The organism is Pseudomonas sp. NPDC089406, from assembly GCF_044900265.1.
Classification (GTDB): Bacteria; Pseudomonadota; Gammaproteobacteria; order Pseudomonadales; family Pseudomonadaceae; genus Aquipseudomonas; species Aquipseudomonas fakonensis.
Genome location: NZ_JBJDNC010000005.1, coordinates 133,087 through 145,856 on the forward strand (window position 1 = coordinate 133,087; position 12,770 = coordinate 145,856).

Here is a 12,770-nt window from a genome sequence, read left to right on the forward strand (position 1 = left end):
CTGTTCCGGCCTCTTCGCGGGTAAACCCGCTCCCACAGGGATCGCATGAGCTTCAGGCCTGCGATTTCCCTGCAGGAGCCGGTACCTCAGGCATGCGCAAAATCTGTGGGAGCGGGTTTACCCGCGAAGAGGCCAGAACAGGTAATCCTCACTCTGTTGCAAACACCAAGGTAAACCGCGTCGGCCCGCAAGCCGGGCTGCTCACCTCGACCCGCCCGCCATGCAACTGCATGATCGACTTCACGATCGCCAGCCCCAACCCCGTCCCGCCCTCCAGCCGTGAACGCCCGGCCCCGGCCCGATAGAAACGTTCGAACAGGTGCGGCAGGTGCGCTTCACCGATCCCCGGCCCGCTGTTTTCCACCCAGATGGCCACCTCGTTTGCCAGGCGTTCGATCCCCACCGCCACCGGCTGCCCCGCCGGCCCATGGCGTATGGCATTGCTCAGCAGGTTGGACAGCGCGCGCTGGAACATCAGCCGGTCGGCCATGGCGGTGCCCCAGCCGTGCAGGTACAGCGAAATATCCTTGAGTTCGGCGCTGTAGGCGAACAGCTCGCTGACCCGTGACACTTCATCGGCCAGCGCCACCGGCACCCGATTCAACTGGCTCTGCGGCTGGCTCACCTGAGCGAGGAACAGCATGTCGTTGATGATGCGGCTGAGCCGGGTCAGCTCTTCGACACTGTCTTCGAGCGCTTCGCGGTACTTGTCGCCATCGCGCTCCCGGGCCAGGGTCACCTGGGCCTTGCCCATCAGATTGCCGATGGGCGTGCGTAGCTCATGGGCCAGGTCATCGGAAAACTGCGACAGCTGGCTGACCCCTTGGTCCAGGCGGTCGAGCATGACATTGATGGCCCGGGCCAGCTCGGCGAGCTCTTCCGGTAGGCCGTCCTGGGGCAGGCGGTGGCCCAGGTCGTGGGCCGACACCTGCCCGGCAATGCGCCGGAAGTGGCGCAGTGGGCGCAGGCCGCGCTGCACCAGCTTCCAGGCGACCATGCCGATCAGCAGCAACAGCAGCGGCAGGGCCAGCAGGGTCGAGTGCAGGTAGGCCTGGAGCAAAGCGTTGTCGTCGCCGCGCTCCAGCGACATCAGCACTTTCACCGGGGTGTCGTCGCGCAGGCGCATCAGGCGGCTGGCGGTGAGCATCTGCCGGCCTTCGGCGTCGCGCCATTCGTGGAAGGCCAGCCGGTTGTCGGCCTCAAGCGCCAGCAGGTGCTGCGATTGCAGTGCCGGGCCCAGGCTCAGCAGGGCAGGGTGGCGGCTGCCAACCGCCAGCACGCTCAGGCTGAGGTTGTCGTGGCCCATCACCAGGTCGAGCAGCGGGTGGGCGCGGGCGCCGAGGTCGTCGCTGCGCAGGTCTACCCGCAGGTTGTGCTCCACCTGCTGCATCTTGCGGGTCAAATCCTTGCGCGCCCGGCTGTCCAGTTCGTGGTCCAGGGCAAACACCGCAAGGCAGGCCAGCAGCAGCACCAGCGCCGCGCCCAGCAGGGTGACGGTGAGGCCCAGGCGCAGCGACAGGGTGCTGCGCTTCACACCCGTGCCTCGAGTACGTAGCCCACGCCGCGCAGGGTGTGGATCAGCTTGTCTTCAAAGGGGTCGTCGATTTTCGCCCGCAGGCGGCGGATCGACACCTCCACCACGTTGGTGTCGCAATCGAAGTTCATGTCCCACACCAGCGAGATGATCTGGGTGCGTGACAGCACCTCGCCGCTCTGGCGCATCAACAGGTGCAGCAGGGCGAACTCCTTGGCGGTCAGGTCGATGCGCTGGCCACCGCGGAAGGCGCGGTGCCGGCTAGGGTCGAGCTCCAGGTCGGCGACTTTCAGGGTGCTTGGTTGCAGGCGCTGGTCGTTGCGCCGCAGCAGGCTACGGATACGCGCCAGCAGTTCGGGAAACTCGAACGGCTTGAGCAGGTAGTCGTCGGCGCCCAGGTCCAGGCCCTTGACCCGGTCGGCCAGGCGGCCGTGGGCGGTGAGCATCATGATCCGCGTGGCGGATTCGGCGCGCAGGCGCTGCAGCACGCCCCAGCCGTCCAGTTCGGGCAGGTTGACGTCGAGGATCACCAGGTCGTACGGCTGCTGGCGGGCCAGGTGCAGGCCGTCGGTGCCGGTGTGGGCGCAGTCCACCACGTAGCCGTTTTCGCGCAGGCCTTGCTGCAGGTAGTCGGCGGTACGCGGTTCGTCCTCGATGATCAGTAGGCGCATGGTCGGGCTCGGTGGTGGAAAGGGTGGCGATTCTTGACCCTGTAGCGGGATCAGGGTCAAGCGCCGGGGATGTTACGGGATGCGAACGGGGAAGCGGCGGGGATAACGGATTTGTAATGTTCAGGTCATGTGCCGGACAGGGCAGGCCTTGTCGCAGACGCGCATTACCTGCGTGGGAGCGGGCTTGCCCCGCGATGGGCATCCTTGCCTTGCAAGACTGTAATCCACGCCTCACCTTGGCGTTAGCTGCCCCTTGCCAAGATGGCCCTGTCAAAACGGTTATCACGAGGCAAGCATGATGAACCCGAGCAAATACCTGCTGCTGGCGATCCTCGCCCTGGGCAGCACCAGCGTTGTCGCCGAGGGTGGCGCGGAGCGCTCGAAGCAGTTCTGGCAGGCGTTCCGCGAGGACCAGGCGCGTCTGCATGGCGATGACCGGCAGCAAGCGCTGGCCGAGCGCGAGCGCAAGGCCGAGGAAAAGGCCCGCGAGGTGGCCAGGGACTGAGTGGTTGGTCAACAGGGCGCGCGTTGCGCCCCTTCGCGGGTGAACCCGCTCCCACAGGTACTGCGCCTGGTGCAGGCTCTGCGCGGTCCTGTGGGAGCGGGTTTACCCGCGAAGGGCTGCAGCGCAGCCCCGGTTCGCGCTGTTCAGCTTACTTGCGTGCCAGCAGCGTCGCCCGGCGCGGCGCCGGCAGGCCTTCGACGGTCTTGCCGTGGTCGTTGGGGTCGAGGAAGTCGCCCAGCGACTGGTAGCGCATCCACTCGGTGCTGCGCTGCTCCTCGACGCTGGTGACGCTGACGTCGACGCAGCGCACATCGCTGAACCCGGCCCGGCGCAGCCAGCGCTCCAGCGCCGGCACCGACGGCAGATACCAGACGTTGCGCATCTGCGCGTAGCGGTCCTCGGGCACCAGCACCTGGTTTTCGTCCCCTTCGATGACCAGGGTTTCCAGCACCAGCTCACCGCCTTTCACCAGGCAGTCCTTGAGCGCCAGCAGGTGTTCGATGGGCGAGCGGCGATGGTAGAACACCCCCATCGAGAACACCGTGTCGAAGCCCTCCAGGTTGGCTGGCAGGTCTTCCAGGGCGAACGGCAGGTGCCAGGCTGGCAGTTCTGGCAGGTACTGCTGCACCGCCTGGAACTGGCAGAAGAACAGCCAGTTGGGGTCAACGCCGATGACCATGTCGGCGCCGGCACCGAGCATGCGCCACTGGTAGTAGCCGTTGCCACAGCCGACATCCAGCACGCGCTTGCCCTTGAGGTCCAGGTGCGGGCCAACCCGCGACCATTTCCAGTCCGAGCGCCATTCGGTGTCGACGTGCACGCCGAACAGCTCGAACGGGCCCTTGCGCCAGGGCGACAGCCCCATCAACGCCTCGCGCACCTGAGCGCGGGTGGCATCATCGCAAGCGCAGTCCAGGCGCAGGCCGTTGGCCAGGTCGACCTCGCTGGGCTTCAGCTTCGGCAGGGCCTCAAGCGCGCCGCGCCAGCGGTCGAGGTCGCCGTGGCCTTTGTCCATCTTGGCGTCGAGTTGTGCCTGCAGGCCTTGGGACCAGGTGGCAAGGGGCGTGCCCGCCAGGCGGCGGACGAGTGGGGACAGATCGATCATGGCAGGGCTATCAGCGAGGCGAAATTCAGGCATTGGAACCACGGCACGACCTTGCTGAAACCAGCGGCCAGCAGGCGTTGTTCGTGGGTTTGCAGGGTGTCGGGCTTCATCACGTGCTCGATGGCGCTGCGTTTCTGGGCGATTTCCAGCTCGCTGTAGCCATTGGCCCGCTTGAAGTCCAGGTGCAGTTCATTGAGCAACTGCTGCTGCTCTTCATCCTCGAAGCGCAGCTTTTCCGAAAGAATCAGCGCACCGCCCGGCAGCAGGGCCTGACGAATGCGCCCGAGCAGCTCCAGGCGCTGCTCGGGGGCGATGAACTGCAGGGTGAAGTTCATCGCCACCACCGAGGCCGGTTGCAGCGGCAAGGTCAGGATATCGGCTTCGAGCACCTGTACCGGCAGCAGCTCCTGGAACATCGAGTCCTGGGCAGTGAGGTACTGGCGGCAGCGCTCGACCATGGCCGCGGAGTTGTCTACCGCGATCACCTGGCAGCCATCGGCACGCACATGCCGGCGCAGCGCCTGGGTCACTGCACCCAGCGAGGCACCCAGGTCGTACAGCGCGGTATTGGGTTGGGCGAAGCGCGCGGCCAGCACACCGAGGTTCTCGACGATGGTGGGGTAGCCGGGCACCGAGCGCTTGATCATGTCCGGGAACACCTGCACCACGGCCTCGTTGAAGACGAAGTCGGGCACCTGTTCCAAGGGTTGGGCGAATAGGCGGTCGGGTTCTTTGCTCACGGTGGGTCCAGGCGGCTTGCAACTCAGAGGGGGCGCATTCTAGCCAAACCCCGGCTTGCTTGCATGACTGGCTGACCGGCGCGGGCCGGTCATTTCACTCGGATGGCGCAATCGAAGGTCTGGACTGGCCGTACTTCAGGGGCCCAGGGCTGCTGGTAGACCAGTACCAGATGCCCCTCCCCGGCTTCCTTGGCCTGGAAGCGCCAGGTGGAAATGCCGGCGCTGCCGACGATGCCGGCTTCTTCCGGGGCGCTGTACACCTCGGGGCCGAGGCTGCGCAGGATGTTCGGTGCCGGGTTTTGCACCAGCCAGCGGTAGCCGGTGGTGGGGTTGCTGGGCAGGGTGAGGGTCATGCTCTGGCCCACTTGCAAGCGTGTCGGGCATTCACTTTCGGCGTCGAGTTCGACCGGGCCCTTGGGTTGTTGGGCACAGGCGGCAAGCAGGGCAAGGCTCAGGGGAACGAGCAGACGAGGGGCAGTCATGGTGGCTCCGAAGGCTGTTGTTGCCTGGAGGATACCTGAAGCGGGTGGCAGGGTGTTCACCAGGCAACGGTGCACAGGTTAAGCCTGGCCTTCAGGCCTGTGCTTTACCTGTAGGAGCCGGCTTGCCGGCGATGAGGCCGGTACAAGCAGAGCAAACCCGTTGCTCCCAAAAACAGCAACGGGCTCGCTCCATGATGGCGGTCAGAACAGCACTTTCGCCACGTCGCTGTAGCGCTTGGCGAAATGCACCGTCAGGCCTTCTTTCAGGTAGTCGGGCAACTCCTCAAAATCACCCCGGTTGGGCTCAGGCAGGATCAGCTCGAAAATCTTCTGCCGGCGCGCGGCAATGACCTTCTCACGCACCCCGCCAATCGGCAGCACCTGCCCGGTGAGCGTCAGCTCGCCGGTCATGGCCACGCCTTTTTTCGGAGCCTGGTCACGGGCCAGCGACAGCAAGGCGCTGGCCATGGTCACGCCGGCGCTGGGGCCGTCTTTGGGCGTGGCCCCTTCGGGTACGTGCAGGTGGATGAACGCCTCGTTGAAATAGCCCGCTTCGCCGCCGAAGGCTTTCAGGTTCGAGCTGATGTAGCTGTAGGCGATCTCGGCGGACTCTTTCATGACATCACCCAACTGGCCGGTGAGCTTCAAGCCGCGGTTGAGGGTGTGGATGCGTGTGGCCTCGATCGGCAAGGTGGCGCCGCCCATGCTGGTCCAGGCAAGGCCGGTGATCACACCCTTGCCGGCCAGCACCTGCTCGCTGCGGAACACCGGCATGCCGAGGGCGGCCTCCAGGTCCTTGTTGGCGATCTTCAGTTTTGCATCCGGGTCGTCCAGCAGCTTGACCACGGCTTTGCGCACCAGCTTGCCCAGCTGTTTTTCCAGCTGGCGCACGCCGGCTTCGCGGGCGTAGCCCTCGATCACCGTGCGCAGGGCGCTGTCGCTGATGGTCAGGCTGCTTTTCGACACGCCGGCCTTGTCCAGCTGCTTGGGCCACAGGTGGCGCTTGGCGATGGCGAGCTTCTCTTCGGTGATGTAGCCCGACAGGCGAATCACTTCCATACGGTCGAGCAGAGGGCCCGGGATCGAGTCCAGGGTGTTGGCGGTGCACACGAACAACACCTTGGACAGGTCCAGGCGCAGGTCCAGGTAATGGTCGAGGAAGTCGACGTTCTGTTCGGGGTCGAGGGTTTCCAGCAGCGCCGAGGCCGGGTCGCCCTGGTAGCTCTGGCCCATCTTGTCGATCTCGTCGAGCATGATCACCGGGTTCATCACCTCGACTTCCTTCAGCGCCTGCACCAGCTTGCCCGGCTGGGCGCCGATGTAGGTGCGCCGGTGGCCCTTGATCTCGGCCTCGTCGCGCATGCCGCCGACGCTGAAGCGGTAGAACGGCCGGCCGAGCGACTCGGCGATGGACTTGCCGATGCTGGTCTTGCCCACCCCGGGCGGGCCCACCAGCAGCACGATGGAGCCGCTGATCTCGCCCTTCCAGGCGCCCACGGCGAGGAATTCGAGGATGCGCTCCTTGATGTCGTCCAGCCCGGCATGGTGGCGGTCGAGCACCTTGCGCGCGTGTTTGAGGTCAAGCTTGTCGGCGCCATACACGCCCCAGGGCAGGGCGGTGGCCCATTCCAGGTAGTTGCGGGTGACGGCGTACTCGGGCGAGCCGGTTTCGAGGATGCCCAGCTTGCCCATTTCTTCGTCGATGCGCTTTTTAGCCTGCTCGGGCAGGGTTTTGCCGTCCAGGCGCTGCTGGAACTGTTCAAGGTCGGCGCTGCGGTCGTCCTTGGTCAGGCCCAGCTCCTGCTGGATCACCTTGAGCTGTTCCTTGAGGAAGAACTCGCGCTGGTGCTCGCCGATCTGCCGGTTCACCTCGGCGGAGATCTCGTTTTGCAGGCGGGCGACCTCGACCTCCTTGCGCAGCATCGGCAGCACCTTTTCCATGCGCTTGAGCATGGGCACGCAGTCGAGTACTTCCTGCAACTGGTTGCCGGTGGCGGAGGTCAGGGCGGCGGCGAAGTCGGTCAACGGCGACGGGTCGTTGGGGCTGAAGCGGTTGAGGTAGTTCTTCAGCTCTTCGCTGTACAGCGGGTTGAGCGGCAGCAGCTCCTTGATCGCGTTGATCAGGGCCATGCCGTAGGCCTTGACCTCGTCGGTGGGCTCGGCCGGCTGGCGCGGGTACTCCACTTCAACCAGATAGGGCGGGCGGTGGTGTTTGAGCCAGGTGCGGATGCGTACCCGGCTCAGGCCCTGGGCGACGAACTGCAGCTTGCCGCCTTCGCGGCTGGCATGGTGCACCTTCACCAGGGTGCCGTACTCGGGCAGTGCCTTGGTGTCGAAGTGGCGGTGGTCTTCCGGCGGGGTATCCATGAAGAACAGCGCCAGGCTGTGGTGTTCGGACTTGGCCACCAGGTCGAGGGTTTCGGCCCAGGGTTCCTCGTTGACGATCACCGGCAGCACCTGCGCGGGGAAGAACGGGCGGTTGTGGATCGGGATCACGTAGACCTTGTCCGGCAGTTGCTGGCCGGGCAGGGCGAGGTGGTGGCCGGTGCTGGCCGCTTTATCGAGGTGTTCGACTTCGCTGTGTTCGTCGGGATGTTCCGGGAAATCCTGCTGGTCGCTCATGGGGCACCTGCTTGAATGGCTATGGGAGCTTAGATGGGGAGCGGCGCTGCAGGTTTCAATGGCCGGCGGATGAACGATCTGTCACTGTCGCGGCGGCGAAGTTGTGCTCCACCCAACCGGATATGAGGCTGCCGATGGCGACGTTGCAAAGGATTCGAAAAGAGCTGGAACTGATGGTCAAGGACCCGCCGGCGGGGTGTTCGGCAGGGCCGTTCGCAGATGGTGACCTGTTCGTGTGGAAGGCTTCGATCATGGGGCCGTCGGGGACGCCCTACGAGCAAGGGGTGTTCTTTCTGGAGCTGGTTTTCCCGCAGGACTACCCGCTATCGGCGTTGCAGGTGAAGTTCCAGACCCGCATCTACCACCCGAATATTGGCAGCGGGGGGGAGGTCGGGCTGGATATCCTTGGCGACAACTGGTCACCGGCGCTGACCGTGGGCAAGGTGCTGCTGAGCATCATGTCGCTGTTGCGCGACCCCAACCCGGAGCCTGCGTTTCAGCCACAGATTGCCGAGCAGTGGTTGCGCAATCGCAAGGCGTTTGACGATACCGCCAGGCAGTGGACCCGGCAGTACGCCATGTGAGGGGATTGCTGCTCATCGCGGGGTAAGTTGCATCAGTGGACCGTTGCTCCCACGTGGGAGCAACGGTCTTGTACTACCTGTACTGGCCCCATCGCCGGCAAGCCGGCTCCTACAGGTACGGCACTGGCCTGAAGCTTATGCATTCCCTGTGGGAGCGGCTTTAGCCGCGAAGCAGGCAGCGCGATGCAGCCGCTTACTCGCCGAGTTTGTAGGCGATGATGTAGTCACCCATCTTGGTACCCAGCGAGCCGTGCCCGCCGGCAACGATCAGCACGTACTGCTTGCCGTCCTTGCCGGTGTAGGTCATTGGCGTGGCCTGGCCGCCAGCCGGCAGGCGGGCGCTCCACAGCTGCTTGCCGTTGCTCACGTCGTAGGCGCGCAGGTACTGGTCGAGGGTGCCGCTGAGGAAGCCCACGCCACCTGCAGTGACGATCGAGCCGCCCATGCTTGGCACACCGACCGGCAGGCCGATCGGCACCGGGGTGCTGTCGCGGGTGGTGCCGTTCTTGTACTTCCACACCACCTTGTTGGTGAACAGGTCGATGGCCGCCACATAGCCCCAGGCCGGTGCCTGGCAAGGTACGCCCAGCGGCGACATGAACGGGTGCATGGTCACCGCGTAAGGTGCGCCGGTGTTCGGCTGTACGCCGCTGGTTTCGCTTTCGCGCTTGCTGCCGGCAGCCACTTGCTCGCGCGGCACCATCTTCGACACGAAGGCCATGTAGTTGGGCGAGGTGAACAGCAGCTGGCGCACCGGGTCGACCGACACGCTGCCCCAGTTGAACACACCGACGTTGCCCGGGTAGACCAGCGTGCCCTGCTCGGACGGCGGGGTGTACTGGCCTTCGTAGCGCAGCTCGCGGAACTGGATGCGGCAGAGCATCTGGTCGAACGGCGTGGCGCCCCACATGGCCTGTTCGGTCAGTTCAGGGCCGAGCAGGTTGAGGTCGGAGCGGGCCTGGGTCGGTGCGGTACGGTCACCCTTGACCGCGCCCTGCGGTACCGGGATTTCGCGAATCGGCACGATCGGCGTGCCGTCGCGGCGGTCGAGCACGTACAGGCTGCCCTGCTTGGTCGGCACGATGACCGCAGGTTTTACCCCGTCGTCGGTCTTCAGGTGCACCAGGGTCGGCTGGCTGCCGACGTCCATGTCCCACAGGTCGTGGTGGGTGAACTGGTAGTTCCAGCGCGCCTTGCCGGTGGCCAGGTCCAGGGCGACGATGCCGGCGCTGTACTTCTCGGCGCCCGGGGTGCGGTCGGCGCCCCACTGGTCAGGAGTCTGGTTGCCCAGTGGCAGGTAGACCATGCCCAGCTCTTCGTCGACGCTGGCCAGCGACCACATGTTGGCCGAGTTGCGGCTGTAGAACTTGCCGTCGGCCAAAGGCTTGGTGTCGTCGGGGTTGTTGCTGTCCCAGTTCCACACCAGGCGGCCGTCGTGCACGTCATAGGCGCGGATCACCCCGGACGGCTCGTTGGTCGACTCGTTGTCGGTCACGTGGCCGCCGATGATCACCAGGTCACGGGTGATCGCCGCCGGCGAGGTGGAGTAGTAGCCACCGGCGGTGAACGGGCCGATGCCGCGGGTCAGGTCGATCTGGCCCTGGTTGGCGAAGCCTTCGCAGACCTTGCCGTTGTCGGCGTTGATGGCGATCAGGCGGGCGTCGGCGGTGGGCAGGTAGAGGCGGCGCGGGCACGCCTGGGCCACGGCCTGGCCGGCGTCGCTGATTTTTGGTGCCGGGCTGCCGTCACGGCTCACGTAGCTGTTCTCGTCGTAGTACGAGACGCCGCGGCAGGTCATGTGGGCAAAACCCTTGAAGGTCTTGGTCGGGCTGGTGATCTGCGGGTCGTAGCGCCAGATCTCGGCGCCGCTGTCCGGGTCCAGGGCCAGCACCCGGCCGTGGGGCGTGCAGGCATACAGCATGCCGTTGGCCTTGAGCGGGGTGTTCTCGTTGGTCAGCTCTACCGGGTCGTTGTCGGTGGGCAGGTCACCGGTGCGGATGCGCCAGGCTTCGGTGAGCTGGTAGGCGTTCTGCGGGGTGATCTGGCGCAGCGGCGAGTAGCGGTCGCCGTGCTCGCTGCGCCCGTACGCCTGCCAGTCGCCATCGGGCATGGCCGGTGCGGCGCTGGCCATCTCGCTGCTGTCGCGGGTGAAGTGGCCGCGGATCTCGCCCGGGTGGGTGAACTGGCTGGCCACGGCAGTAGCGCCGGAGGCCACCACGGCAACGCTCAGCAGCGCGGTGTTGAGCCTGGCGGCCGGGCCGAACAGCGGGCGGCGTGCCCAGGGCAGCAGCAGTACCACGCCGATGGCGAACCAGATGGCCAGGCGCGGCACCAGTTGCCACCAGTCCAGGCCGACTTCCAGCAGGGCCCAGACGGTGCTGCACAGCAGCACCACGGCGTACAGGCCCAAGGCAATGCGGCGCATGGCCAGCAGCAGGATGCCCGACAGGGCGAAGCCGATACCGGCGATCAGGTAGTAGAGCGAGCCACCCAGCTGGCTCAGCTTGATGCCGCCGGCCACCAGGGCCAGGCCCATCAGCAACAGCAGCACGCCCATCAGGCGGGGTAGCCAGCGGGGTCCAGTCTTGGCACTTTCGGTGCTCATCAAAGGTTCTCCGTATGTGTGAAAAGTCAGGTCAGAAACTGCTTTGGATCTTCAGGCCGCCGATCAGCGCGTCGTCGACCCGCGACACCCCGCCCGGGTGGCGGATGTACTGCAGGTTCGGGCGCACGGTGAGCCAGTCGGCCAGATGGATGCCGTAATAAAGTTCGGCGCTGTACTCGGTGTCCTGCACGGGCAGGTAGCCGGGGTTGTCGTAGTCGTCCAGGCCGGCGGCCTGGTTGATGAGGCGGGCGTTCTTGCGGTAGCCGGGGTTGACGTGCACGCGTGCCAGGGCGAAACCGATGTCGTCCTTGGCGCGGGCATCGAAGGGGCCCTTGTAAAGCAAACCTGCCTGCACATAGTTGTCGATGGCATTGGTCTTCTTGTCGTGCACCGTGGCGTTGGCGAACAGGCTCAGGCCGCGGGACTGGTCGGACGCCTGCGCAGTCACCTGCTGCTGGGCTCCGAGCCACAGGCCATGCTTGCTCGAACTGCTGCGATAAGCTGCGCCGCTGATGGCGGCAGGCTGGCCGTTGCGGTCCTTGAGCACATCCTGAGCCTTGGCATTACTGTAGTAGTAGCCGGCGCGATATTCCCCTTTCAGGCCAAATACCTGCGGGCTCCACACCAGTTCCACCGGCATTACCGCGCCCTGGGTGCCGCTACCGCTGAGCTTGAAGCCGTTGCCCGACTCAAGGTTGGAGGGGTTCTGCTCGAATACGCCGACCTGGGCGTAGAGCTGGTCGCTGAGGTTGTAGCGCACCCGCAGCGCCCATTGGCTGACCGGCCAGTTGTACCAGATGCCGCCCACCCAGTTGCCCACCTGCGAGCCGCAGAAGGCCAGGTTCTGGAAGTCGCAGGGGAAGCTGTTGAAATCCTCGCCTTCACCGAAGCGGCCGACTTTTACATCCAGCGCGCCGTCGAAGTACTTCTGTTTGACCCACATTTGCGTCAGCCGCCAGGTTTCGCCGCGGCCCCAGACTTCCTGGGCCGAGGTGAAGCCGCCGACCCGCGGGTCGTTGATGCGGTCGTTGCTGATGTTGTCGCCGTGGCGTTCGGTGACGGTGAGCTGAAACTCGGCGGCCTGCCAGCCGAGGATCTTTTCCAGGTCCATGTGCGCGCCCAGGGTGAACTGGTCGCTGTAGCGCGCGGCGCGGTCGTGGCTGTAGCCGCCGTGCAGGTTACTGCCCATTTCGCCGGTGTAGCCGAGGGTGAAGTCGTAGCCTTGCTCGAGCAATTCGCTGCGGGTGCCGCCCCAGTCGCCGAGCATCCAGGGTGAGTCCTTGGCGAACATCTCGCTGGCGCTGGTGGTGAGGGGCAGGGGGCCGAGCAAGGCGGCGAGGGCTAGGTGACGAACGACGACGGACATGAGATAGCGCTATCTTTTGATTATTGAGAAAACGGCAAACGCATCGAAGCGTGAGGTCTTCGAGGGAAATGGCGGTCAAGGAGTGCGGGTGAAGCGTTTCAGCTTGCGGCGGGGAGGATATAGGGGAATTTGTAAGAAAAAAAGACAAATTGTCGCAGGGGATTGTTGCTTTGATGGTAATAATCGAGTTATTTGCAGCGAACCGAGGTCCAGGAGCGGGAGCAACTGTCTTGCCCAATTTTTAAAAGTTGGCGCGATTCCTGTGGGAGCGGGTTTACCGGAGTGCCGGACCACCGCGAACACCGGCAAAGCCGGTGCCATCCACCGCGGTGCCTGCTTCGCGGGCAAGCCCGCTCCCACAGGTACGGTGCTGGAGCCGGTTTTTGCACAGTCCTGTAGGAGCAGAGCGGGGGTTTTGCACAGTCCTGTGGGAGCGGGCTTGCCGGACCACCGCGAACACGGGCGAAGCCCATGCCATCCACCACGTCGTCTGCTTCGCGGGTAAACCCGCTCCCACAGGTACGGCGCAGGAGCCGGGATTTGCACAGTCCTGTGG

Annotated in this window: 10 protein-coding genes; 2 read left to right on the forward strand and 8 right to left on the reverse strand. The window is 65.2% G+C overall.

The window, feature by feature from the left end; translation table 11 throughout:
• Positions 1-148: 148 nt before the first annotated feature.
• On the reverse strand, positions 149-1,534 hold the full coding sequence (locus ACI2KK_RS05455; protein WP_404668169.1) for a heavy metal sensor histidine kinase: 1,386 nt from the start codon (positions 1,532-1,534) through the stop codon (positions 149-151).
• Positions 1,531-2,205 carry a heavy metal response regulator transcription factor gene (locus ACI2KK_RS05460; RefSeq protein ID WP_404668170.1) on the reverse strand — a complete coding sequence of 225 codons (675 nt, stop codon included), beginning with the start codon at positions 2,203-2,205 and terminating at the stop codon, positions 1,531-1,533. Before ACI2KK_RS05460 ends, ACI2KK_RS05455 begins: the two co-directional genes overlap by 4 nt.
• 298 nt (positions 2,206-2,503) lie before the next feature.
• Between ACI2KK_RS05460 and ACI2KK_RS05465 the strand changes: the two genes are divergently transcribed.
• Positions 2,504-2,710 (forward strand): hypothetical protein, encoded by a 207-nt coding sequence (locus ACI2KK_RS05465; RefSeq protein ID WP_404668224.1) that lies wholly within the window; start codon positions 2,504-2,506, stop codon positions 2,708-2,710.
• Positions 2,711-2,858: 148 nt separating this feature from the next.
• Here ACI2KK_RS05465 and cmoB read toward each other — a convergent pair whose 3' ends face one another.
• The 4 genes from cmoB to lon form a co-directional block, all read right to left on the reverse strand.
• Complete coding sequence (gene cmoB / locus ACI2KK_RS05470; RefSeq protein ID WP_404668171.1) at positions 2,859-3,815, reverse strand: tRNA 5-methoxyuridine(34)/uridine 5-oxyacetic acid(34) synthase CmoB; 957 nt, start codon at positions 3,813-3,815, stop codon at positions 2,859-2,861.
• Complete coding sequence (cmoA, locus tag ACI2KK_RS05475) at positions 3,812-4,555, reverse strand: carboxy-S-adenosyl-L-methionine synthase CmoA (protein WP_404668172.1); 744 nt, start codon at positions 4,553-4,555, stop codon at positions 3,812-3,814. The genes cmoB and cmoA overlap by 4 nt, the downstream gene beginning before the upstream one ends.
• Before the next feature lie 89 nt (positions 4,556-4,644).
• Positions 4,645-5,037 (reverse strand): protease inhibitor I42 family protein, encoded by a 393-nt coding sequence (locus ACI2KK_RS05480; RefSeq protein WP_404668173.1) that lies wholly within the window; start codon positions 5,035-5,037, stop codon positions 4,645-4,647.
• A 201-nt stretch (positions 5,038-5,238) separates the two neighbouring features.
• On the reverse strand, positions 5,239-7,659 hold the full coding sequence (gene lon / locus ACI2KK_RS05485) for an endopeptidase La (RefSeq protein ID WP_404668174.1): 2,421 nt from the start codon (positions 7,657-7,659) through the stop codon (positions 5,239-5,241).
• A gap of 134 nt (positions 7,660-7,793) precedes the next feature.
• Between lon and ACI2KK_RS05490 the strand changes: the two genes are divergently transcribed.
• On the forward strand, positions 7,794-8,243 hold the full coding sequence (locus ACI2KK_RS05490; protein WP_404668175.1) for a ubiquitin-conjugating enzyme E2: 450 nt from the start codon (positions 7,794-7,796) through the stop codon (positions 8,241-8,243).
• Positions 8,244-8,436: 193 nt separating this feature from the next.
• Here ACI2KK_RS05490 and ACI2KK_RS05495 read toward each other — a convergent pair whose 3' ends face one another.
• Together ACI2KK_RS05495 and ACI2KK_RS05500 are read right to left on the reverse strand one after the other, a co-directional pair.
• Entirely contained in the window at positions 8,437-10,848 is a 2,412-nt protein-coding gene (locus ACI2KK_RS05495) for a glucose/quinate/shikimate family membrane-bound PQQ-dependent dehydrogenase (RefSeq protein ID WP_404668176.1), read from the reverse strand.
• A 31-nt stretch (positions 10,849-10,879) separates the two neighbouring features.
• Positions 10,880-12,214 (reverse strand): carbohydrate porin, encoded by a 1,335-nt coding sequence (locus ACI2KK_RS05500; protein ID WP_404668177.1) that lies wholly within the window; start codon positions 12,212-12,214, stop codon positions 10,880-10,882.
• Positions 12,215-12,770 lie beyond the last annotated feature (556 nt).

Bases quoted from the DNA above. Each gene is read 5' to 3' on its own strand.
- ACI2KK_RS05460 (WP_404668170.1), bottom strand. From the start codon at position 2,205: ATGCGCCTACTGATCATCGAGGACGAACCGCGTACCGCCGACTACCTG.
- ACI2KK_RS05465 (WP_404668224.1), top strand. From the start codon at position 2,504: ATGAACCCGAGCAAATACCTGCTGCTGGCGATCCTCGCCCTGGGCAGC.
- cmoB (WP_404668171.1), bottom strand. From the start codon at position 3,815: ATGATCGATCTGTCCCCACTCGTCCGCCGCCTGGCGGGCACGCCCCTT.
- ACI2KK_RS05480 (WP_404668173.1), bottom strand. From the start codon at position 5,037: ATGACTGCCCCTCGTCTGCTCGTTCCCCTGAGCCTTGCCCTGCTTGCC.
- lon (WP_404668174.1), bottom strand. From the start codon at position 7,659: ATGAGCGACCAGCAGGATTTCCCGGAACATCCCGACGAACACAGCGAA.
- ACI2KK_RS05490 (WP_404668175.1), top strand. From the start codon at position 7,794: ATGGCGACGTTGCAAAGGATTCGAAAAGAGCTGGAACTGATGGTCAAG.
- ACI2KK_RS05495 (WP_404668176.1), bottom strand. From the start codon at position 10,848: ATGAGCACCGAAAGTGCCAAGACTGGACCCCGCTGGCTACCCCGCCTG.
- ACI2KK_RS05500 (WP_404668177.1), bottom strand. From the start codon at position 12,214: ATGTCCGTCGTCGTTCGTCACCTAGCCCTCGCCGCCTTGCTCGGCCCC.